Here is a 21,659-nt window from a genome sequence, read left to right on the forward strand (position 1 = left end):
CTCTAATCAGGAACAGCCCACGGGCAAGCGGTGTGACGGACATTTCCGGTACCCGCCGCCGGAACTCAACGTGCCGGAAACACGATCGTCACAAATGCGGTCCCGAATGCGCCGACTGCCACGGATCAACCGGTGTAGTCAGCCCCCAGCACGACACTGACGTCTGCGTTCGGGAATGCAGCGGACTGTTCCACCGCGGTCGTTCCGAGGGACTTCGCGATCCCTTCGGCGAGGGCCTTCTGTGACTCCTGCTGGTAGTACACGATGGTCGACGCCGTGCCGGTCGTGCCCGCGTTGCCGCTCGACGTGACCTTCCACCCCGCCGTGGTCAGCGTGCTCGTGCCCTTCGCCGCGAGTCCCGCGGTCGAGGTGCCGTTCAGGACGACGAGCGTCGTGCTGCCCTGGTCGGCCGGCGTGGCCGCTGCGGGGGTCGACGGCGACGACGACTCCGAGGGGGACGCCGATGCCGACGCGGACGAGGACGCCGACGGTGAGGACGACGCGTCCGACCCCGAGAACGAGTAGCTGCCGTTCAGCAGCGCCAGCACCAGCACGCCGATGCCGACCAGCACCCCGGTGGCCAGGGCGGCCCAGGCGAACGCGATCCATCCGCGACCACGACGGTGCATGCCACGGTGCGCCCCGACACGCGGACCGTCGGTCACGTCGTCGAAACGGTCATGGGGGAATCTCGTCATCGTTCCTCTTCGGTTCCGTTGGCACCCGGCAGGGCGAAGCTGCGCGCCGCACGCGCCGCGGTGCGCGACCGGCGCAGCCGCTGCAGGCGTCCGACGAGCTGCGGGTCGTGGGCGAGCGCGGCCGGCGAGTCGATCACGCGGTTGAGCACCTGGTAGTAGCGCGCCGGCGACATGTCGAACTCGACCCGGATCTCCGCCTCTTTCGTCCGGTCGTGCCGTGCCCGTTCGTGCTCGAACGCGAGCACGTGCTTGGCGAGCTCGCTGAGCTCGTCCGCGGGCATGGTGGTCACGACGGGTCCGATCGCGTTCGGGGAACAGGTCTCGCACATCGTAGGGGCGCGGTCGATGCCGACCCTGGCATGGCCCTGGACTGTCGCGGAATCGGCCCTGGGGGTTCTCAGACCGCGCGGATCCACCGCACGCGTGTGCCGAACGCGTCGGACACCGCGACCGCGACGCCGTCGAGCGAGAGCGTCGCGAAGGCGTCCGGGTCGGCGGGGTCGACGTCGTCGGGCAGTGTGGCCGCCACGTCGCGCAGGATGCCGGTGCGCTCGAGCGCGATCCACCGCACGCCGCGCTCGCGGATCCGGTCGACGAACCGTTGCCGTTCGGCTCCCGGCACGTAGACCAGGGTGCCGGTGGTCAGGACGAGGGGCTCGCAGCCATCGGGCAGCGCGTCGATCGCGGCGTCGAGGTCGTCCGGCACACGGCCGGTGATGCGGACAGGAGGCACGGCGAGCGTCGCCGACATCGCCGATCGCATCAGGGCGATGCGGTCCAGGGCCTCGGGCGGCACCGCCTGCACCAGCCGGTCGAGGGCGTCCGGCGCGGCCGGGTCGATGGGGTGGGGGTCGAGGGCGACCCGCGCGGCGATGCGGATCGGCGCCGTGGCCGGCGCCGGCAGCGCTCCCCAGGCGTCGGCGACCAGGTGGATCGACGGGTCCGCGGGCGCGGTGTGCATCCGGACGGTGCGGTGTCGCACCCCCTGCCGGACGTCGCGCCCCCGCGCACCGGGGTGCGATGTCGCGAGAGGGGTGCGATCGGGGTCGGCGCCGTCTGCGACGCGGTAGTCCAGGGTCACGCGGTCCGGGATCGAGCACAGGCCCGCGGACGCGCCGACGTCCACCAGGCCGAGCGGCCGGTCGACGGACCTGGCGACCATCGCGACGACCGGCACGACGGGACCGAGCCGCCGCGGGTCGTTGGCCTGCACCGTGGCGGTGGCGAGGGCCGTGACCAGCGCGGGCCGGGCCTCCTGTCCGAGGGCGCGCAGCGCTGCCGGGTCCGACGGGTCGGCGCCGAGCGACCGTGCGACCGCGAACAGCAGCTCCGGCTGCCGCTGGGTCGGCGGGAGCTGCTCGAGCATCGCGACCAGGTCGTCGTCGAGCGACCGCGCCCACGCAGCGTAGGCCGGCGACACGGCGGCGATGCGGTCGGCGTAGGCCGCGTACCGCTCGCGGGTGCTCATCCGTCTGCCGGGCGGTACATCCCGACGTGGGTGATGCCGGCCTCGACGTAGGGGTCGCCGAACCGGACGAATCCGTGCCGCTCGTACAGCGCGGCGACGTACTGCTGCGCGTGCAGGACGACCGGCTCGTCACCGTGCTCCTGCAGCACCGCCGCGACCAGTCCCCCGGCGATCCCGGTGCCGCGGTGCTCGGGGTGCGTGGCGACCCGGCCGATCACCCACGCCGGGGGTGCACTGTCGGCAGGGTGCGTCTCGGCCGGGGCGGGCCGGATCAGGCGCAGGTACCCGACGGCGGCGTCGTCGGTCCCGAACCACCAGTGCTCGGTCTCCGGCTCGCGGTCGCGGCCGTCGAAGTCCTCGTCGGTGACCCGCTGTTCGAGTGCGAAGACGCGGTTGCGCAGACGGACGATGCCGTACAGTTCGTCCGTCGTCAGGCGGGTCCATCGAGCGCGGTGCACGGAATGTCTGGACATCGCGGCGAGTTTACTGAAGGTGGCCGACGACCCCGGCCGGAAGCAAGGAGGAACCCATGGCACACAACGTCGAGAAGACCGACGCCGAGTGGCGCGAAGAGCTCTCCCCGGAGCAGTACGCCGTCCTCCGTCAGGCCGGTACCGAGCGGCCGTGGACCGGCGAACTGCTGGACGAGGAACGTGCCGGCATCTACACGTGTGCGGCGTGCAACGCCGAGCTGTTCAAGAGCGGCACGAAGTTCGACTCCGGCTGCGGCTGGCCGTCGTTCTACGAGTCGGTGGACCCCCAGGCCGTCACGCTCATCGAGGACAAGTCGATGGGCATGGTCCGGACCGAGGTCCGGTGCGCGAACTGCGGTTCGCACCTGGGCCACGTGTTCCCCGACGGGTTCGGCACCCCCACCGGTGACCGGTACTGCATGAACTCGCTGTCGCTGAACTTCACCGAGAAGACCCCGGCCGAGTAGCACGCAGATCCTGATCCGCGCATCGCTAAGATGGGCGGGTCAGCCAGCATGGCGCAATTGGTAGCGCACCGTACTTGTAATACGGGGGTTGCGGGTTCAAGTCCCGCTGCTGGCCCCAACACTCCGGACGGTGAGCATCCCGGGCGGTGAGCACCCCGGACGGCGAGAGCCCCGAGCGACGTGGTCGCTCGGGGCTCTCGGCGCAGGTGGAACACGGATCAGGAGTGTTCCTGGCGCTCAGCACGGTAACCAGCCGGCCGTACCGGGATCCTGACATCCCGGGGAGGGGCTCGTCCAGGGTTCCTGCCCGACCTCGCGGGTTCCCGCAAGGAATCGTCAGCGACCGCCCTGGATCTTGCGCTCTCGTTGCGCGACACCGGCGGTGCCGTAGGGGTAGTCGTCGATCCGCGGTGCGCTGGCGTCGGTGAGGCGCTGCAGCTCGTCGTCGGTCAGCACGAGGTCGGCCGCGCCGAGGTTGTCCTGCAGCTGGGAGATCGTCCGTGCACCGAGGATGACACTCGTGACCGCCGGACGCGCGAGCAGCCAGGCGAGGGCGACCTGCGACTTCGAGGCACCGTGCGCGTCGGCCACCGCGGACACGGCGTCGAGCACCTGCCACGTGCGCTCGTCGCCGTTGCGGGCCTCCCACGCCTCCATGCCGCGCTCGGGGTTCTCCCCCAGACGAGTCGACCCGGTCGGGGCCTCGTCGCGCTGGTACTTGCCCGACAGCCAGCCGCCCGCCAGGGGCGACCAGGGCAGCATCCCCATGCCGGCGTCCAGGCAGGCGGGGACGATCTCGTGCTCGATGTCGCGCACGAGCAGGTTGTACTGCGGCTGCAGGGTCACGGGCGGCACCCACCCGTGGGCCTTCGCCTCGTACACGGCCTTGGTGATCTGGTACCCGAGGTAGTTCGAGAAACCGTACGAGCCGATCTTGCCCGCGGTGACGGCGTCGTCGAGGAAGCGCAGGGTCTCCTCGATCGGGGTCAGCGCGTCCCACGCGTGCATCTGGTACAGGTCGATGTGGTCGACGCCGAGCCGTTCGAGCGAGGCGTCGAGGGCCACGCGCAGGTGCCGCCGGGACAGGCCCAGGTCGTTCGGGCCGTCCCCCTGGGGGAACCGCCCCTTGGTCGCGATGACGACCTGCTGGGCTTCGGTGGGGTGGGCTGCGAGCCACCGTCCGATGATGCGCTCCGACTCGTTGCCGGAGTACACGTCCGCCGTGTCGACGAGCGTGCCGCCGGCTGCGACGAAGGTGTCGAGCATCTGGTGCGAGGTGGCTTCGTCGGCTTCGCTGCCGAAGGTCATGGTGCCGAGGGTGAGGGAGGACACCGCTGTCCCGCTGTTCCCGAGGAGTCTGTGTTCCATGCGCCGGACGCTACGCCGCACGGGCTGCGCGGCGAGAGGCCCTGCGAGTACCGGTCAGCCCGCTTGTCCGAAGAACGCGATCGCCGCCTGGCGGAACGCCCGCGACGTCGGGGCATTGAAGTGGTTCCGTCCCGGGATCTCGAAGAACTCGGCGTTCGGCGCGGCCTCGGCCAGCCGGACGGCACTGTCGCGGATGCCGTCCTCGCTGCCCGCCGCCATCAGGATCGGCTGCGCGGGGGCGTTCGCCGGCGTCGGCTCGATGCTGTTCCGCATCCCTTCGACCATCGCCACGAGGGCCCGGAGGTCGTTGCCCTCGACGTTGCCCGCCATCGTCAGGTACCCGTTCGTCACGCGGTCCTCGATCGGGGTGCCGTCGGTCAGGTACGCCCGTGCCTGGTCGACCCGCACGCGGCGCATCGGGTCGGCGTCGGGGATCCCGCCGAACACCGCGCGGGTGATCCGGTCCGGGATCCGCTCGGCGGTGTGCCACCCGACGCGCGCGCCGAGCGAGTACCCGAGGAACGCGACGTCGTCGAGCAGGTAGGTGTCGATGACCGTGGTCACGTCGGCCACCAGCAGGTCCATCGAGTACGCGTCGGGCTCGTGCGGCTTGGCGGAGGCACCGTGGCCGCGCTGGTCGAGCGCGACGACCCGGTAGCCGGCGCGGACCAGGTCGCGTGTCCAGCCGGAGGCGTGCCAGTTCAGGATCGCCGCCGAGGCGAACCCGTGCACGGCCACCACGGCGGGCGCGTCGGGGTCGCCGAAGTCGTACGTGGCGATGCGCCGACCGTCGGGCGACATGACGGCGCGGGGCAGGGGCGCGGCGGGGACGAGTGACATGACCTCCCAGGCTAGCGGGGCACTGTGGCGGCCATGGACGGCTACGGCGGTGATCAGGTCCGGGCGGCGGAGCGGCCGCACCTGGACGCGGGGGAACCCCTCATGCAGCGGGCGGCGGCCGGACTGGCGACGATCGTCGGCCGGCTGCTCGACGACCCCGCCGAACGGCCGGGCGACGGACCGGGATCGGTCCTGCTGCTGGTGGGCAGCGGCGACAACGGCGGTGACGCCCTGTTCGCGGGTGCGCACCTGGCAGCCGACGGGAGGCACGTGGCAGTGCTGCGCGTCGGCTCACGGGTCCACGAGGCGGGCCTGGCAGCGGCGCTGGGAGCCGGTGCGGTCCTCCTGGACGGTCCGCCGGAGCAGGTCGTGACCGACGCGGCGCTCGGCGCCGACCTGGTGCTCGACGCGGTCCTCGGCATCGGCGTGCACGGCGCGTCCGCGCTCCGTTCCCCCGCACGCGAGGTCGTGCAGGCGATCCGTGAGCTCGCCCGCGACCAGCGGGCGCCGTTCGTCGTCGCCGTGGACGTGCCGAGCGGCATCGACGTCGACACCGGCGCCGTGGCGGACGACCACGTGCTGCAGGCGGACGTCACCGTCACCTTCGGCGGGGTGAAGGCGGGACTGCTGCGGGGCCCCGGCGCCACGCTCGCCGGGCGGATCGGACTGGTCGACGTCGGCATCGCGGACGACCTGGCGACGGTGGAGCCGCTCGTCCGTACCCTCGGACCATGACGTTCAACGACGACTCGCAGCTCGGCGGCGGCAAGGTCAAGCGGCGCGGGCGGACCGCGGGCATCGCCGGGGGCGGGGTCGGCGTGGTCGCGATCGTGGTGTTCCTGATCGCCCAGTTCACCGGCGTCGACCTGAGCGGTGTCGTCGGTGACGGCAATGGCCTCACACCGATCCAGCAGGACGGCGGGCAGGCAACCCCGGTGGCCGAGTGCCGCACGGGCCGGGACGCCAACGCCAGCATCGACTGCCGGATGGAGGGCGCTGCCGAGTCGCTCGACGCGTACTGGACGTCCGAGAGCCGGCAGCTCGGCGTCCCGTACTCCACGCCCGACTTCTTCCTGTTCGACGGTTCGACGGACACCGCGTGCGGGACGGCCTCGGCGTCGACGGGGCCGTTCTACTGCCCGCCGGACCGCGCGATCTACCTGGACACCGCCTTCTACGACGACCTGCAGACGACGTACGGCTCGTCGGGGGGACCGCTGGCCCAGATGTACGTCGTGGCGCACGAGTGGGGGCACCACGTGCAGCAGCTGCAGGGCACGTTCGCCGACACCGACCGCAGTGGCTCCGGGGCGTCGTCGGGCAGCGTCCGCGTCGAGCTGCAGGCCGACTGCTACGCGGGCGCCTGGGCCGGGGACGCCGCGACGACGCAGTCCGCCAACGGCACGACGTTCTTCGAGCCGTTCACCCGGGCGCAGATCGCCGATGCGCTGTCCGCGGCGAGCGCGGTCGGGGACGACAGCATCCAGCGGCGTTCGAGCGGCCAGGTCGACCCGGACTCGTTCACGCACGGCACGAGCGAGCAGCGGCAGCGCTGGTTCACCCGCGGCTACGAGCAGGGTGCCGGCACGTGCGACACGCTGAGCGTGCCCGCGTCCGCGCTCTGACCGACCGCACACGCGCTGCCACGCACCCCGGGCGGTCACGACACCCCGCTCACGTCCGCCGAGTGGTCACGAAGCGTCGGCCGGGCCGGCGCGCAGCGACGACCGGCGACCGGTCGGCGGCCCGCCGACGGGGTGTTGCGACCGGTGGCGCGGGCCGACGCGACTGCCTGGAGGCCCGGAGCACGCCCGCCGGACCGCCACCGGGCCTCCAGACGGGCGGCTCCAGGACCCCCGACGCGCACCCGGGACGCACCCCGGGCGGTCACGACACCCCGCTCACGTCCGCCGAGTGGTCACGAAACGTCGGCCGGGCCGGCGCGCAGCGACGACCGGCGACCGGTCGGCGGCACGCCGACGGGGTGTTGCGACCGGTCAGGAAGCGCTGGGAGACGCCGAGGCGCTGGGGGTCGGCGTGGGGGTGCGAGTCGGGGTCGGCGTCGGCGTCTCGTCGCCCGCACCCGCGGCCGTGATGACGAACGTCCGGAACTCCTCGTTCGTGAACGGCTGCGAGTACTCGTACCGCTGCCCGTTGACCAGCACGAGCGGCACCCCGGGGAACTCGTTCAGCGTCGTGCCGGCGACGTCCCCGCCCGTGACGGCGCTCGTCCGCTCGTCCACCCACTTGCCGTAGCGCTGGTCCGTGATGCACGAGTCGATGGTGCCGGTGTCGCGGATCCCGTCGACACGGTGGACGATGCGCTGCAGCTGGGCGTCCGTCAGCCCCGCAGTGCCCTGCTCGGGCTGCGCTGCGAACAGCGCCCGGTTGACGGCCCAGAACGAGTCCGGCGACGACTCGGCCACGCACGCGGCGGCGTTGGCCGCACGGAGTGAGTACTTCGTGCCCTGCGAGCGGTTCGACAGCGTGGCCACGGGGTGGATGTCGACCGTCGCCGCTCCGGAGTCGACGAGTCCCTCGAGGTAGGTGCGGTTGGTCTTCTCGAACGCGGCGCACTCGGGGCAGTTGTAGTCGACGTACATCGTGATGCGCACCGGCTCGGCGGAGTCCGTCGCACTCGCCGAGGGACTCGAGGACGCGGACGCGCCGGAGACGGCCTTCAGGTCCTGCCCGATCGTGATGCCACCGCGGGACATCGATGACGGGCCGGGCCCGGCGGGCTTCGTCGAGTCGATGAGCACGAGCGTGACGACCGTCGCGGCGGCGATGAGCACGACCCCCAGGCCGACCTGCAGGCCGATCCGGACGCCCCGCTGTCGGCGCTTCTGCTGGGTCCGGGCACGCTGGGCGCGCTCGCGGGCTGCTGCTCGGCGCTGGTTCCGCTCGGCGCGGGCATCACCCTCGGGGCGGTTCGTCATTCGTGGGTCGTCCTCCTGATCGGGGTCCGACCGCGTTCACCCCCGAGCGCGGCGGACAGACCCGGTCGATCGTAGTGGGGGGCTCTGGGAAGCGCCCAATCGGTGCTGGGAGTGCGCCGACCACCCCGCAAGAAGGGGACAGAGCACTGGCGCTGCCCGGGGAAACCGTGTTGTATGAGCACCGTTGGTCGACGACGACCAACCGGGTTCCCCTCGGGGACACCGCTTCACTCGGATCGTCCGGCACGTACCTGCCGGTGGAGAAAGGACCGAACGCTCATGGCGTCCGTCACCTATGACAAGGCAACCCGTCTGTACCCCGGAGGCAACCGCCCCGCGGTGGACTCCCTCGACCTGGACGTCGCCGACGGCGAGTTCCTGGTCCTCGTCGGCCCGTCGGGCTGTGGCAAGTCGACCTCGCTCCGCATGCTCGCGGGGCTCGAGGAAGTGAACTCGGGCGCGATCCGCATCGGCGACCGCGACGTCACCGACGTCCCGCCGAAGGACCGCGACATCGCGATGGTGTTCCAGAACTACGCGCTGTACCCGCACATGACCGTCGCCGAGAACATGGGCTTCGCGCTCAAGATCGCCGGCATCGGCAAGGAAGAGCGCGCCACCCGCGTGCAGGAAGCCGCCAAGCTCCTCGACCTCGAGCAGTACCTCGGCCGCAAGCCGAAGGCCCTCTCGGGTGGTCAGCGTCAGCGCGTCGCGATGGGCCGTGCGATCGTCCGTCAGCCGCAGGTGTTCCTCATGGACGAGCCGCTGTCGAACCTCGACGCCAAGCTCCGCGTCCAGACCCGTACGCAGATCGCGTCGCTGCAGCGTCGTCTCGGCGTCACCACGGTGTACGTCACGCACGACCAGACCGAGGCCCTGACGATGGGTGACCGCATCGCGGTGCTCAAGGACGGCATCCTGCAGCAGGTCGGCACCCCGCGTGACCTGTACGAGAAGCCGAACAACGTGTTCGTCGCCGGCTTCATCGGCTCGCCCGCCATGAACCTGCTGCCCGCCTCGGTCCTCGAGGGCGGCATCAGCTTCGGCACGCTCAACCACCCGGTCGACCGTGACACCCTCAGCAACGCCCGCTCCAAGCAGGTCACCGTCGGTGTCCGCCCCGAGGACATCATCGTGTCGCAGGGTGGCGAGGGTCTCCCCGTCACGGTCGACGTCGTCGAAGAGCTCGGCGCCGACGGATACCTCTACGGTCACGCCGACGTCAACGGCACCCGCACCGACATCGTCACCCGCGTCGACGGCCGCAGCCACCCGTCGATCGGCGACACGATCGTCGTGAGCCCGAAGCAGGGCCACGTGCACATGTTCGACGCCGAGTCGGGCGAGCGTCTCGACGACAAGGCCGTCGTCAGCGCCTGACACCCAGCACCACCCGGGAGCCCGCGCCCGCCTCACAAGGGCGGGTGGCGGGCTCCCGTCGTTCCACCCACCGGACGGGAGGTCCGTGGCGACGCCGCCACGAGCCTCCCGTCTTGCACACCGCACCACAGGAGCAACCGTGCCCGACTCCCTCGCCATCACCGCCGCCACCGTCGACCCCGGGTTGCTCGACCTGCCGTGGGACCTGCCACTCGACGCCTGGCCGGACGAGACCATCGTCGCCCTGCCGAAGGGCATCTCGCGGCACCTGGTGCGGTTCGTGCACCTGAGCGGGTACGTCGCCGCGGTGAAGGAGACCGGCGAAGAGGTGGCGCGTTCCGAGTACGACATGCTCCGCACCCTGCAGCGCATGGACGTGCCCTGCGTCGACCCGGTCGCGGTCATCACGAACCGCGCGTCGGCTGACGGCGAGCCCCTGCACCCGGTGCTCGTGACCCGTCACCTGCGCTTCTCGTTGCCGTACCGCGCGCTGTACTCGCAGACCCTGCGGCCGGACACCGCCACGCGTCTGGTCGATGCCCTGGCGCTGCTGCTCGTCCGCCTGCACGTCATCGGCTTCTACTGGGGCGACGTGTCGCTCTCGAACACGCTGTTCCGTCGCGACGCCGGCTCGTTCGCCGCGTACCTGGTCGACGCCGAGACCGGCAAGCTCTACCCGGGCGGCCTGTCGAACGGGCAGCGCGAGAACGACCTCGAGGTCGCGCGCGTGAACATCGCGGGCGAGCTGCTGGACCTCGAGGCAGGCGGGCGTCTGGACGAGAACGCCGACCCGGTCGACGTCTCGAACCGGATCGTCGCGCAGTACCGGACGCTCTGGACGGAGCTGACGGGCACCGAGCAGTTCGACGTCCGCGAACGCTGGCGCATCAACGACCGTGTCGAGCGGCTCAACGCGCTCGGCTTCGACATCGAAGAGCTGTCGATCCACACGACCGAGGGCGGCTCGCAGGTCCGCATCCAGCCGAAGGTCGTCGACGCCGGGCACCACCAGCGCCGACTGCTGCGGCTGACCGGGCTGGACGCCGGCGAGAACCAGGCACGACGGCTGCTCAACGACCTCGACGCCTACCGCGCGCGCAACGGTCGCGACCAGCTCGACGAGGAGATGGTCGCCCACGAGTGGGTCTCGAAGGTGTTCGAGCCGGTGATCCGCTCGATCCCGCGTGACCTGCGCGGCCGGCTCGAACCGGCCGAGGTCTTCCACGAGCTGCTGGAGCACCGGTGGTTCATGTCGCAGGAAGAGGAGCGGTCCGTCTCGCTGCCCGAGGCCACGACCGCCTACATCAACGACGTGCTGCGCCACCGCCGCGACGAACGGCTGCTGATCAACCCGCCCACGTCGTCGTTGACCCTGCCGATCCCGCTGGTCGACAACGACGCCGACGTCGACGAGGCCGAGGACGTCGAGGACTGGCGCGCGAACGTCTGACGGGCGGTCGCAACGTCCGCGACTGCCGCGCCGTCTGCGTCCCGTCATGTCCTGCGCTGACCGGTCGCAACACCCCGCTCATGTCCGCCGACCGGTCGCGAGTTGTCGGTCGGAGGCGCGGCGAACGACGATCTGCGACCGCTCGGGGGAACGCACGCGGGGGTTCGCGACGAGTCGCACCCCACGCAGCCACCCCGGGTACGGCCCCGAGACGCACTGGAGGCCCGGTGCCGGTCCAACGGACCGGCACCGGGCCTCCTGGCGGTTGCGACTACTCCGCGCGACGGCGGCGCGCGACCTCCCACAGGGTCACGCTGGCCGCGATGCCCGCGTTGAGCGACTCGGTCGCCGACGAGATCGGGATCGACACGATCGCGTCGCAGGTCTCGGTGACCAGACGGGACAGGCCCTTGCCCTCGGAGCCGACGACGATCACGATCGGCCGGTCGGCGAGCTCCAGCGCGTCGAGCTGGACGTCACCGTCGCCGTCGAGCCCGAGCACGAACAGGCCCATCGACTTGAGCGACTTCAGGGTCTGCGTCAGGTTCGGCGCCATCGCGACGGGGGTGCGCGCGGCGGCTCCGGCCGAGGTCTTCCACGCCGAGGCGGTGACCCCGACCGACCGACGCTGCGGGACGATCACGCCGTGGCCGCCGAACGCCGCCGTCGAGCGGATGATCGCGCCGAGGTTGCGCGGGTCGGTGATGCCGTCGAGCGCGACCAGGAGCGGTACCTGGTCGCGGGCGAACGCGCGCTCGACGATGTCCTCGGAGACCGCGTACTCGTACGCGGGCACCTTGAGCGCGACGCCCTGGTGCACGCTGTCGTGCCCCGTGATGCGGTCGAGCTCGGGGCGCATCATCTCGATGATCGGCACGCCGCGGTGGTTCGCCAGCGCCAGGATCTCCTTGACGCGGTCGTCGACCTCGATGCGCGCGGCGATGTACAGCGTGGTCGACGGGGTCTTGGTGCGCAGGGCCTCGAGCACCGAGTTGCGGCCGGTGACCAGCTCGGAGTCGTCGCTCTTGCGCTGCGGCGGACGGCCGGTGCGGTTGCCCGTCGAGCTCGAGGCGCCGTGGCGCGTGCGTGCCGCGTCGAAGCGCTCCTTCGCCGCCTTGCGCTTGCCGGCGGGGTGGTACGGACGGTCCTCGGCCTTGGGGGTCGGCTTGCGCCCCTCGAGCGCCTGGGCGCCCTGACCACCGGAGCCGACCTGCTTGTTGCCCTTGCGCCCGGACCGGACGGCACCGGGACGGCCCTTCTTGTTCCCCGAGATGTTCTTCATGGTCTGCTCCTTCGGCGCCGCCTGCGCGACTTCGGTGCCGCGAGTCCGCGGCGGTGCGTCGCGACTACGCGATGCTCCAACGTGTTCCGGCCGAGGTGTCCTCGATCGTGATGCCCGCTGCGGCGAGGTCGTCGCGCACACGGTCGGCCGTGGCGAAGTCCCGGTTCGCCCTGGCGTCGGACCGCTCCTGCACGAGGCGGTCGACCAGTGCGGCCAGCGGTGCCGCGGCGGCGTCGTGACCGGCACCTGACCAGTGAGACGCCCGCGGGTCGATGCCGAGCACCTCCACCATCGCAGCCACCTGATGGTACGCGACCCCGAGCGCTTCCGCATCGCCGGAGTCCATCGCGGCGTTGCCGGCGCGCACCGTGTCGTGCAGGACGGCCAGCGCCTGGGGGACCGACAGGTCGTCGTCCATCGCGGCGGCGAACGCGTCGGGGACCCCAGGAGCGTCCGTCAGCACGACCCCTTCGAGTGCGGCGGCACCGCGCTCCAGGAACCCGGCGATGCGGTCGAGCGCTGCCTCGGCCTCGGCCAGGGACCCGTCGTGGTGGTCGATCGTCGAGCGGTAGTGCGCTGCGCCCAGGAAGTACCGGACGACGATCGGACGAGCACTGCCGAGCATGTCGGCCGCGAAGATGGAGTTGCCGAGCGACTTCGACATCTTCTGGCCGTCGACGTGCACCAGGCCGTTGTGCAGCCAGTACGACGCGAACCCGTCGCCGGCCGCGGTCGACTGCGCGAGCTCGTTCTCGTGGTGCGGGAAGCGCAGGTCGAGTCCGCCGCCGTGGATGTCGAACGCCGGGCCGAGGTAGCGCTTCGACATCGCCGAGCACTCGATGTGCCACCCCGGGCGACCGGCGCCCCACGGGGAGTCCCACGAGGCGGTGGTCGGTTCGCCCGCCTTGGTGCCCTTCCACAGCGCGAAGTCGCGGGCGTCGCGCTTGCCGCGCGGATCGGCGTCGGCGGCCTCGACCATGTCGTCGCGGCGCTGCCGGGTCAGCGCACCGTAGGCGTCCCAGCTGCCGGTGTCGAAGTAGACGTCACCCGATCCGTCGGCCGCGGGGTACGCGTGCCCGCGGTCGACGAGCGTGGCGATGATGGCCTGCATCTCGGGGATGCTCGCCGTGGCGCGGGGCTCGTACGTGGGCGGCAGGATGCCGAGCGCGGCGTAGCCGGCACTGAACTCGAGCTCGACGCGGTACGCCCGTGCCCACCAGGGTTCGTCCGCGGCAGCGGCCAGGTCGAGCACCTTGTCGTCGATGTCCGTGACGTTCCGCACGAGCGTCACGTGGTACCCGCGGTGGGTCAGCCAGCGGCGCCAGATGTCGTAGACCAGGGCGGACCGCAGGTGTCCGACGTGCGGCGACGACTGCACCGTCGGACCGCACACGTACATGCTGACCTGTCCGTCGACCAGGGGGACGAGGTCGACGACGTCTGCGGCACGGGAGTCGTAGAGGCGAACGGTCACGCCCCAACCCTAATCGGCGCGTGGCCGCTGTTTCAGGAGGACGGGGCGACCGGCACGACCAGGGCCGTCGCGATCGCCGCGAGCCCCTCGTCGCGTCCGGTGAACCCGAGCCCGTCCGTGGTCGTGCCGGACACCGCGACCGGGGCGCCGACGACCGCCGACAGGGCCGCTTCCATCTCGGTGCGCCGGGATCCGATGCGCGGGCGGTTGCCGATCACCTGCACGGTGACGGAGGTCGGCGCGAGGCCGGCCGCTGCCAGTGCCTGCACGGCGCCGCGCACGAAGACGTCGCCGGTCGCGCCGGCGTAGGCGGGGTCAGAGGTGCCGAACCGTCCACCGATGTCGCCGAGTCCGCCAGCGGAGAGCAGGGCGTCGCAGACCGCGTGGGCCACCGCGTCCCCGTCGCTGTGTCCCGCCAGGCCGTCCTGACCCGGGAACTCGAGCAGGCCGACACGGCACACGGCGCCCGCGTCGAAGGCGTGCACGTCGATGCCGAGCCCCATCCGCACGTCCATGCGGAGAGCGGCAGGCAGGTCCGACCGGGTGCGCTCGGCGACGACCGCGGACGCGCGCCGCAGGTCCCACGCGGTCGTGATCTTGAACGCGTCGGCGTCCCCCGGGACGAACCGCACGGTGCCGCCGGCGGCCTGGAACACCCCGGCATCGTCGGTCTCCGACTGGATCGACACGACGTACGCCCGGCGCAGCGCAGCGAGTGGGAAGCCCTGGGGCGTCTGCACCCCGACCAGCGCGGACCGGTCGACCGTGCCCACCACGACGTCGCCGGACACCTGCTTGACGGTGTCGGTGACGGGCAGCGCGGGGACGATGCCGCACGCGTGCTGGTCGACGGCGTCGAACACGGCCTGGAACTGCGCCGCGGGGGTCAGGCAGCGCGCGGCGTCGTGGACCAGCACCGTCTGCACCGACGACGGCAGCGATGCGAGCCCGGCCTGCACCGACGCGTGGCGGTCGTCCCCGCCGGCGACCACCGCGGTGTACCCGACAGCGACGTCGGCGACGGACGCCACGAGCGCTCGACACTCGTCGACGCGGTCGGCCGGTGCCACGACGACGACGAACACCGGGTCCGGCAGCGTGAACAGCGGCGACAGTGCCCGCTCGAGCATCACCCGTCCGGCGACCGGCACGAACGCCTTCGCCGTGCCGAGCCCCAACCGCGTGCCGGACCCTGCCGCAACGACGACGACCCCACGGACCGGATCGGTCGGTGGGGTCGTCGTGATGGTGTCGGGCACGCCCTGGTCAGCTCAGGAGGCGAGGACCTCGTCGAGGACGGTCGATGCCTTGTCCTCGTCGGTCTTCTCGGCGAGTGCCAGCTCGGAGATCAGGATCTGCCGGGCCTTGGCCAGCATCCGCTTCTCGCCCGCGGACAGGCCGCGGTCCTGGTCACGGCGCCACAGGTCGCGGACGACCTCGGACACCTTGATGACGTCACCGGACGCGAGCTTCTCGAGGTTCGCCTTGTACCGACGGGACCAGTTCGTGGGCTCTTCGGTGAACGGTGCACGCAGGACCTCGAAGACCTTGTCGAGGCCTTCCTTGCCGATCACGTCACGCACACCGACCAGGTCGACGTTGTCCGCCGGCACCTCGATCGTCAGGTCACCCTGGGTGACCCGCAACTTCAGGTAGACCTTTTCCTCGCCCTTGATGACCCGGGTCTTGACTTCTGAGATGGTTGCCGCCCCGTGATGGGGGTAGACGACGGTTTCGCCGACTTCGAATTGCATGTGTGAAGCTCCGTTCCGCGTCACTCAGTTTACCACAGGGGCCCAGCAACCACGGGGTTCGTGACGGGAAGCCCCACCGGGTGATCGCTAGGATGGAGGCGCGTCGGACCGAACGGCCGTTCGCATCGTGATCTTCGGAGGAATCTCTTGCGAGCTCGGGTACTCGTGTCCGTCGCCGTTGCGGCAACCATCGCGCTCGGCGCGACCGGCTGTGAGTTCATGTCGCCGGCGTCCACCGGCGAGATCCGGCAGATCACCGACGGCGTGAACGTCTCGACGGGCAAGGTCGACGTCCGCAACGCGCTGCTCATCTCCGACTCGGGCAAGAACGCCCGGTTCGTCGGCACCATCGTCAACACCAGCGCCGACGACATCACGCTGACCATCGAGGTCGCCAGCGTCGCCCAGACCGTGGTCGTCCCGGCCAACTCGCACGTCGACCCGTCGTCGGGCACCGCTGCCAGCGCCGAGTCGAGCGTCCAGAGCGGCGCCGAGACGCAGGGCACCCGCGCCGCCGGCACGGACGCCGTCGTGTTCCGCGGCGCCGACGTGACGCCCGGATCGCTCGTCAAGGTGTACTTCTCGTACGCCGGTGCCGAGGGCGTCTCCGCCAACGTGCCGGTCCTGACCAGCGCGCTCGAGGAGTACAACACCCTGGCGCCGACCTCCACGCCGACCCCGACCCGCACGGCCGAGTCCGGCGAGACCTCCGAGCCGACCGACACCCCGACGGCGACGCCGGCCGGCTGAGTCCGGACGCATCCGACGGGCGCACCGACGGCCGCGCCAGCAGCACCAGCCGCACCAGACGCACCAGACGTACCGACAGGAGGCCCGGTGCCGGTCCCAGGGACCGGCACCGGGCCTCCTGTCGGTTGCGGTCTCAGGCTTCGATCCGGTACCCGAGCCCACGCACGGTGACCAGCACCTCGGGCGTCGAGGGAACGCGCTCGATCTTCGAGCGGATGCGCTTGATGTGCACGTCGAGGGTCTTCGTGTCTCCGAAATAGTCCGAGCCCCACACCCGGTCGATGAGCTGCCCGCGGGTCAGCACCCGACCGGCGTTCCGGAGCAGCAGCTCGAGCAGCTCGAACTCCTTGAGCGGCATCGGCGTCTCGGACCCGTCGACCGACACCGTGTGGCGCTCGACGTCCATCCGGATGCCGCCGACCTGCAGGATGCCGCTGTCCGCCGGGTCGTCCTCGGTGCGTCGACGCAGCACCGCACGGATGCGCGCGAGCAGTTCGCGGGTCGAGTACGGCTTCGTCACGTAGTCGTCGGCGCCGAGCTCGAGCCCGACGACGATGTCCACCTCGGAGTCCTTGGCGGTCAACATGATGATCGGCGCGTTCGACCGCGTGCGGATCTGTCGACAGACCTCGGTGCCGGACAGGCCCGGCAGCATCAGGTCCAGCAAGACGAGGTCCGGGTTCTCGCTGTCGAACTTCGACAGGGCGGTCACGCCGTCCGCAGCGACGGAGGTCTCGTACCCCTCACGCTGCAGCAGGAACTCCAGGGGCTCGCTCAGGGCCGGCTCGTCGTCGACGATGAGGATCTTGGTCACGATGGCTGCTCTTCCAGTTGCTCTTCGAGTGCTGTTGTCAGTTCGGTGTCCGCCTCGGGCAGGCGGATCGTGAAGGTCGAGCCCTTGCCGGACTGCGACCACACGCGCACGTCGCCGCCGTGGTTGCCGACGACGTGCTTCACAATCGCGAGACCGAGGCCCGTGCCTCCTGTGGCCCGCGACCGTGCGGGGTCGACGCGGTAGAAGCGTTCGAACACCCGGTCGAGATCGGCCTCGGGGATGCCGACGCCCTGGTCGGTCACCGCGATCTCGACGAATCCCTTGCTGCTCCGGACGCCGACACCGACACGGGTGTGGTCCGGGGAGTACTTGACCGCGTTCGCGATGAGGTTCGACACCGCGACCTGCAGCAACGACGGGTTCCCCATCACCCGCAGCTTCGACTTCTTCGCGCGGACCAGCTCGATGCCCCGGGCACGGGCAACGACCTCGTTGGCGTCGATCGCCGCGGAGACGACCTTGTCGATGGACATGTCCTCGCTGGACTCGAGCGTGTCGACCGACTGCAGGCGGGACAGCTCGATGATGTCCTTCGTCAGGGCACCCAGCCGCTCCGACTCGGTCACCAGCTGCGCGGCGAACTTCCGCACGTGCACCGGGTCGTCCGCGGCGGCGATGAGGGTCTCGGACAGCAGACCGATCGCACCGATCGGGGTCTTCAGCTCGTGCGAGATGTTCGCGACGAAGTCACGGCGGACCTCGTCGATGCGCCGGGACTCGGTCAGGTCGTCCGCGGTGACCAGCACGTAGCGGTTGCCGAGCTGCGCGGCGCGGAAACTGAGGTAGCCCACGAGCTCACCGCGTCGTCCACGCGGCAGCTCCATGTCCTCGGACCCCATCTCACCGCTGGCGCGGACGCGGTCGACCAGGGAGCGCAGCTCGTCGTGCACCAGGCGCCGGCGCACGACCAGGCCGATCGTGAGCGCCTGGGGTGACGCGGCGACCACGGTGTTCGACGGGTCGACGACCACGGCCGGGTTGTGCATCGTGGCGATGACCGCGGCAACGCCGTCCGGCAGGGTGCGCTCGGCGACGTCGGCTGCCCGTGCCGTGCGCTCGGCGGTGATGATGAGCCCGACGACGCCCGCGCCGAAGACCCCGCCGAGGAGCATCGACAGTGGCACGAGCCACGCGTTGTCCATGTGGTCAGTGTAGGAGTGGTCATGCGGGGTTCCGACACCGTTCACCCCCGTTCTCAGGCCGGATCGCGAAGCGTTCAGGCCCGAGACACCGACCGTTCACCTGGGCTGACGACACTCTCCCGGTACGCAGAGAGAGGCCATCCCCCATGCGCGAAGTCTTCCAACAGGAACTCCAGGACGTCCAAGAGCGTCTCGCCGAGATCGCCGGGCTCGTCGAGTCCGCCATCACCCGGGCAACGCAGTCGTTCACCGAGTCCGACGTCGCCCTCGCCGAAGAGGTGATCGCGGACGACGCGAAGATCGACGACGCCGCCTCGAGCCTGGACGAGATCGCGATCGACATCCTCGCCCGCCAGGCCCCCGTCGCCCGCGACCTGCGTGTCGTCGTGACCGCCCTGCGCGTCAGCTCGTCGCTCGAGCGGATGGGCGACATGGCCGAGCACATCGCGCAGCTCACCCGCCAGCGCTTCCCCGAGAAGGTCGTCCCGAAGGGCCTGCGCGGCACCTTCAAGAAGATGGGGCAGCTCGACGTCGCCATGGCGCAGAAGCTCACGCGGCTGCTGGCGACCGAGGACATCGCCCTGGCATCGGAGATCCGCGACGAGGACGACGCCATCGACGAGCTGCACGCCAGCGTGTTCGACTTCGTGCTCGGCGAGACGTGGAAGGGCGCACCGATCGACACGGTCGACGCCACGCTGGCCTCGCGCTACCACGAGCGCTTCGCCGACCACGCGGTGTCGATCGCGAAGAAGGTCGAGTACCTGGCGACCGGCGACTGGGTCGGTTCGACCAACCCCTGAGTCCCGTCACCGAACGGCCGACCCCGCTTCCGGCGGGGTCGGCCGTTCGTGCGTCGGGCGGTGCCGGTCGTTCGTGCGTCGGGCGGGGTCGGTCGTTCGTGCGACGGGCGGGGCCCGTCGGTCTGCGAGGATCGTGGACATGGCCCAGGTCGCGATCATCGTCAACGGCATGCCCGCGTCGGGCAAGAGCACGATCGGAGCAGCCCTCGCCGAGGTGCTCGGCTGTCCGTTCCTGTCGAAGGACCGGATCAAGGAGCCCCTGGCCGACATCGCCGGCCCGATGATCCCGTCTCGCGAGCTCGGCGCCATCGCGATGGGCACCATGTGGCAGATGGCTGGAGCCGTCGAGAACGGCGTGGTGCTCGACGCCGTCTGGCTGCCCGTCCGCGACCGTGCCTTCCTGGAGGCCGGACTCACCACCGCAGGGTCCCCGCGCGTCGTCGAGGTGTGGTGCGACGTCGACCGCCTGACGGCCGAGGAACGGCTGGCGGACCGGTACGACCCCGGCTCGCCCCTGCGGCACCCGGTGCACGGCGACTTGGCGGACATCCGGGCGTTCTGGGACGAGCACGGTCAGGCCGCCGGCCCGATGCAGGTCGGCCCCGTCGTCCGGGTGGACACGACGTCCTCCTACGACGTCGGCGACCTCGTGCAGGAGATCGCATCGCACTTCGTGTGAACATCACATTCTGAATACTTTGTGGTTGACCCTGCGATGCTGCTCGATGCCCGTCCCCCGCGGGCATCACGAAGGAGCACACCCATGACCACCCCCACCCGTCGCATCGCGGTGGCCGCCGCCGGTGCCGCACTCGCCGGCGCGCTCACCCTCGGCGCTGCCCTGCCCGCCACCGCTGCCACCGGAACCGGCCCGTCCGTGTCCACCGCGTCAGCCACGTCCACGAAGTCCGGTTCGGTTCCGACGCCCGGGGTGAACGGGATCGACGTCGTCGACGGCATCTCGTACCTCCACGGCACCGGCGTGCCCGGCGCCGAGCTCACCATCAGCGGCCGCACCCTGATGCACACGACCGTGGGCGCCGACGGCACCTGGCGCATCCAGGTCGAACCCGCGTCGGGGTTCAGCATGCTGCAGGCGACCGGCTCCGCGAAGTCACTCCCGATCTACTGGGCGACCGGCAGCCCCGCCGTCCCCGCCGGCCAGGTCACCCCCGAGGCCCCCAAGGCCCGGACGCCCACCCCGGGTGTGAACGGCATCGAGGTCGTCGACGGTGTCTCGTACCTGAGTGGCACCGGGGTCCGCGGTGGCGGCATCAGCATCACCGGCGGATCGAACAGGTACGCGTTCGTGCAGGACGACGGCACCTGGCGGATCGCCGTGCAGCCGAACACGGGCTACCGCATCTACCAGAACGCCAACGGCTCGCAGTCGCTCGACGTCGTCTGGATGACCGGTGACCCGGCAGTGCCGGCGGGCGAGGTCACGCCGCCCCCGGCGATCCCGGCAGCGCCGACGCTCACGGAGTCCAAGCGGCTCGGTCCGAACTCGGTCCACCTGGCCGGCACCGGCACGCCGGGGCTGTACCTGGACGTCGAGTTCTCGTACGGCGGCGGGATCTTCACCAAGGTGCAGGCCGACGGCACGTGGAAGGTCGACGTCGCCGACTCCGCGCGCGGATGGACGATCTACCAGGTCGACAAGACCGCGAAGTCGTCGACGGTCGCGGTGGCGCCGGTCGCCGACTGACCTGATCGACGACGACGGCCCCGGGCTCCTGTCGGAGTCCGGGGCCGTCGGTCGTCGTACCGGTGATGCGTTGGGTGGCTACTTCTTGGCGCCCTGGGCGGCCACGGCGGCGGCACCGGCAGCGGCGGCCTCGGGGTCGAGGTAGCGCGAGGGAGCGGTCGGACGGAAGTCGTCGTCGAGCTCGTACACCAGCGGGATGCCCGTCGGGATGTTGAGCCCCGCGATGTCGTCGTCGGAGATGCCGTCGAGGTGCTTCACCAGCGCGCGCAGCGAGTTGCCGTGCGCGGTCACCAGCACGGTCTTGCCCTGCGCCAGGTCCTTGGTGATGTCCGACTCCCAGTACGGCAGCAGGCGCTCGATGACGAGTGCGAGCGACTCGGTGCGGGGCAGGTCCTCGCCCAGGTCGGCGTAGCGGCGGTCGCCGTACTGCGACCACTCGGCGTCGTCGGCGATGGGGGGCGGCGGCACGTCGAACGAGCGGCGCCACTCCATGAACTGCTGCTCGCCGTACTGCTCGAGCGTCTGGGCCTTGTCCTTGCCCTGCAGGTCGCCGTAGTGGCGCTCGTTGAGGCGCCAGTCGCGCTTGACCGGCAGCCAGGCCAGGTCGGCTTCGAGCAGGGCGATGTCGGCCGTCTGGATCGCGCGGGTCAGCAGCGAGGTGTACAGGACGTCGGGGACGATGCCGGACCCGGCGATGAGCTCGCCGGCGCGCTTCGCCTCCTTCTCGCCCAGCTCGGAGAGCCGGACGTCGACCCAACCGGTGAACAGGTTCTTCTGGTTCCAGTCACTGTTGCCGTGACGGAGCAGGACGAGCGTGGAGGTCATGGC

Annotated in this window: 23 protein-coding genes and 1 tRNA gene; 10 read left to right on the plus strand and 14 right to left on the minus strand. The window is 71.1% G+C overall.

Going from position 1 to position 21,659, the window contains the following annotated elements; translation table 11 throughout:
• Positions 1 to 125: 125 nt before the first annotated feature.
• The 4 genes from ACLBWP_RS16750 to ACLBWP_RS16765 form a co-directional block, all read right to left on the minus strand.
• Positions 126 to 665 carry a LytR C-terminal domain-containing protein gene (locus tag ACLBWP_RS16750; RefSeq protein ID WP_447656003.1) on the minus strand — a complete coding sequence of 180 codons (540 nt, stop codon included), beginning with the start codon at positions 663 to 665 and terminating at the stop codon, positions 126 to 128.
• 29 nt (positions 666 to 694) lie between these two features.
• Positions 695 to 979 (minus strand): DUF3263 domain-containing protein, encoded by a 285-nt coding sequence (locus tag ACLBWP_RS16755; RefSeq protein ID WP_447656061.1) that lies wholly within the window; start codon positions 977 to 979, stop codon positions 695 to 697.
• 116 nt (positions 980 to 1,095) lie between these two features.
• Entirely contained in the window at positions 1,096 to 2,166 is a 1,071-nt protein-coding gene (locus ACLBWP_RS16760; protein WP_447656004.1) for a DUF2332 family protein, read from the minus strand.
• Positions 2,163 to 2,639, minus strand: coding sequence for a GNAT family N-acetyltransferase (locus tag ACLBWP_RS16765; RefSeq protein WP_447656005.1), 477 nt, complete (start codon positions 2,637 to 2,639; stop codon positions 2,163 to 2,165). Before ACLBWP_RS16765 ends, ACLBWP_RS16760 begins: the two co-directional genes overlap by 4 nt.
• A 56-nt stretch (positions 2,640 to 2,695) precedes the next feature.
• Here ACLBWP_RS16765 and msrB point away from each other — a divergent pair, with 56 nt between their 5' ends.
• Both msrB and ACLBWP_RS16775 read left to right on the plus strand, forming a co-directional pair.
• A complete protein-coding gene (gene msrB, locus ACLBWP_RS16770; protein ID WP_243562915.1) occupies positions 2,696 to 3,106 on the plus strand; it encodes a peptide-methionine (R)-S-oxide reductase MsrB in 411 nt (136 codons plus the stop codon).
• Between the two features lie 42 nt (positions 3,107 to 3,148).
• A tRNA-Thr gene (locus tag ACLBWP_RS16775) sits at positions 3,149 to 3,224 on the plus strand.
• A gap of 218 nt (positions 3,225 to 3,442) precedes the next feature.
• On the opposite strand, the gene ACLBWP_RS16780 is transcribed toward ACLBWP_RS16775, so the two are convergent.
• The gene (locus ACLBWP_RS16780; RefSeq protein WP_447656006.1) at positions 3,443 to 4,474 is read right to left on the minus strand and encodes an aldo/keto reductase; all 1,032 of its coding nucleotides are present in this window, start codon (positions 4,472 to 4,474) and stop codon (positions 3,443 to 3,445) included.
• Positions 4,475 to 4,528: 54 nt separating this feature from the next.
• Positions 4,529 to 5,314, minus strand: coding sequence for an alpha/beta fold hydrolase (locus tag ACLBWP_RS16785; protein WP_447656007.1), 786 nt, complete (start codon positions 5,312 to 5,314; stop codon positions 4,529 to 4,531).
• A gap of 33 nt (positions 5,315 to 5,347) precedes the next feature.
• On the opposite strand from ACLBWP_RS16785, the gene ACLBWP_RS16790 reads away from it, so the two are divergent.
• Together ACLBWP_RS16790 and ypfJ are read left to right on the plus strand one after the other, a co-directional pair.
• The gene (locus ACLBWP_RS16790) at positions 5,348 to 6,049 is read left to right on the plus strand and encodes an NAD(P)H-hydrate epimerase (RefSeq protein WP_447656008.1); all 702 of its coding nucleotides are present in this window, start codon (positions 5,348 to 5,350) and stop codon (positions 6,047 to 6,049) included.
• Positions 6,046 to 6,939 carry a KPN_02809 family neutral zinc metallopeptidase gene (ypfJ, locus tag ACLBWP_RS16795; RefSeq protein WP_447656009.1) on the plus strand — a complete coding sequence of 298 codons (894 nt, stop codon included), beginning with the start codon at positions 6,046 to 6,048 and terminating at the stop codon, positions 6,937 to 6,939. Before ACLBWP_RS16790 ends, ypfJ begins: the two co-directional genes overlap by 4 nt.
• A 372-nt stretch (positions 6,940 to 7,311) precedes the next feature.
• Here the strand turns inward: ypfJ and ACLBWP_RS16800 are convergent, their stop codons facing one another.
• Positions 7,312 to 8,253 (minus strand): DsbA family protein, encoded by a 942-nt coding sequence (locus tag ACLBWP_RS16800; RefSeq protein WP_447656010.1) that lies wholly within the window; start codon positions 8,251 to 8,253, stop codon positions 7,312 to 7,314.
• A gap of 279 nt (positions 8,254 to 8,532) precedes the next feature.
• On the opposite strand from ACLBWP_RS16800, the gene ACLBWP_RS16805 reads away from it, so the two are divergent.
• Together ACLBWP_RS16805 and ACLBWP_RS16810 are read left to right on the plus strand one after the other, a co-directional pair.
• Positions 8,533 to 9,633, plus strand: a complete 1,101-nt coding sequence (locus ACLBWP_RS16805) for an ABC transporter ATP-binding protein (protein ID WP_243562921.1) — start codon at positions 8,533 to 8,535, stop codon at positions 9,631 to 9,633.
• Positions 9,634 to 9,772: 139 nt separating this feature from the next.
• Positions 9,773 to 11,083 carry a DUF4032 domain-containing protein gene (locus ACLBWP_RS16810; RefSeq protein WP_243562922.1) on the plus strand — a complete coding sequence of 437 codons (1,311 nt, stop codon included), beginning with the start codon at positions 9,773 to 9,775 and terminating at the stop codon, positions 11,081 to 11,083.
• Between the two features lie 271 nt (positions 11,084 to 11,354).
• Here ACLBWP_RS16810 and rlmB read toward each other — a convergent pair whose 3' ends face one another.
• The 4 genes from rlmB to ACLBWP_RS16830 form a co-directional block, all read right to left on the minus strand.
• Positions 11,355 to 12,365, minus strand: coding sequence for a 23S rRNA (guanosine(2251)-2'-O)-methyltransferase RlmB (rlmB, locus tag ACLBWP_RS16815; RefSeq protein ID WP_447656011.1), 1,011 nt, complete (start codon positions 12,363 to 12,365; stop codon positions 11,355 to 11,357).
• A gap of 64 nt (positions 12,366 to 12,429) precedes the next feature.
• Positions 12,430 to 13,839, minus strand: a complete 1,410-nt coding sequence (cysS, locus tag ACLBWP_RS16820; protein ID WP_447656012.1) for a cysteine--tRNA ligase — start codon at positions 13,837 to 13,839, stop codon at positions 12,430 to 12,432.
• 32 nt (positions 13,840 to 13,871) lie between these two features.
• The gene (gene ispD / locus ACLBWP_RS16825) at positions 13,872 to 15,098 is read right to left on the minus strand and encodes a 2-C-methyl-D-erythritol 4-phosphate cytidylyltransferase (RefSeq protein ID WP_447656013.1); all 1,227 of its coding nucleotides are present in this window, start codon (positions 15,096 to 15,098) and stop codon (positions 13,872 to 13,874) included.
• Between the two features lie 12 nt (positions 15,099 to 15,110).
• Positions 15,111 to 15,593, minus strand: a complete 483-nt coding sequence (locus ACLBWP_RS16830; protein WP_017888066.1) for a CarD family transcriptional regulator — start codon at positions 15,591 to 15,593, stop codon at positions 15,111 to 15,113.
• Positions 15,594 to 15,758: 165 nt separating this feature from the next.
• Here ACLBWP_RS16830 and ACLBWP_RS16835 point away from each other — a divergent pair, with 165 nt between their 5' ends.
• Positions 15,759 to 16,343, plus strand: a complete 585-nt coding sequence (locus ACLBWP_RS16835; RefSeq protein ID WP_243562926.1) for a hypothetical protein — start codon at positions 15,759 to 15,761, stop codon at positions 16,341 to 16,343.
• Between the two features lie 133 nt (positions 16,344 to 16,476).
• On the opposite strand, the gene ACLBWP_RS16840 is transcribed toward ACLBWP_RS16835, so the two are convergent.
• Together ACLBWP_RS16840 and ACLBWP_RS16845 are read right to left on the minus strand one after the other, a co-directional pair.
• Positions 16,477 to 17,157, minus strand: coding sequence for a response regulator transcription factor (locus ACLBWP_RS16840; RefSeq protein WP_243562927.1), 681 nt, complete (start codon positions 17,155 to 17,157; stop codon positions 16,477 to 16,479).
• A complete protein-coding gene (locus tag ACLBWP_RS16845; RefSeq protein ID WP_243562928.1) occupies positions 17,154 to 18,320 on the minus strand; it encodes a sensor histidine kinase in 1,167 nt (388 codons plus the stop codon). Before ACLBWP_RS16845 ends, ACLBWP_RS16840 begins: the two co-directional genes overlap by 4 nt.
• A 146-nt stretch (positions 18,321 to 18,466) precedes the next feature.
• On the opposite strand from ACLBWP_RS16845, the gene phoU reads away from it, so the two are divergent.
• From phoU to ACLBWP_RS16860, 3 genes are all read left to right on the plus strand, one after another.
• The gene (gene phoU / locus ACLBWP_RS16850; RefSeq protein ID WP_243562929.1) at positions 18,467 to 19,123 is read left to right on the plus strand and encodes a phosphate signaling complex protein PhoU; all 657 of its coding nucleotides are present in this window, start codon (positions 18,467 to 18,469) and stop codon (positions 19,121 to 19,123) included.
• A 139-nt stretch (positions 19,124 to 19,262) separates the two neighbouring features.
• The gene (locus tag ACLBWP_RS16855) at positions 19,263 to 19,802 is read left to right on the plus strand and encodes an AAA family ATPase (protein WP_447656014.1); all 540 of its coding nucleotides are present in this window, start codon (positions 19,263 to 19,265) and stop codon (positions 19,800 to 19,802) included.
• Between the two features lie 84 nt (positions 19,803 to 19,886).
• Positions 19,887 to 20,831 (plus strand): hypothetical protein, encoded by a 945-nt coding sequence (locus tag ACLBWP_RS16860; RefSeq protein ID WP_447656015.1) that lies wholly within the window; start codon positions 19,887 to 19,889, stop codon positions 20,829 to 20,831.
• A gap of 78 nt (positions 20,832 to 20,909) precedes the next feature.
• Here ACLBWP_RS16860 and ACLBWP_RS16865 read toward each other — a convergent pair whose 3' ends face one another.
• On the minus strand, positions 20,910 to 21,656 hold the full coding sequence (locus ACLBWP_RS16865) for a phosphoglyceromutase (RefSeq protein ID WP_447656016.1): 747 nt from the start codon (positions 21,654 to 21,656) through the stop codon (positions 20,910 to 20,912).
• Positions 21,657 to 21,659: the final 3 nt, after the last annotated feature.

The sequence above is a fragment of the Microbacterium sp. M1A1_1b genome (assembly GCF_053345565.1).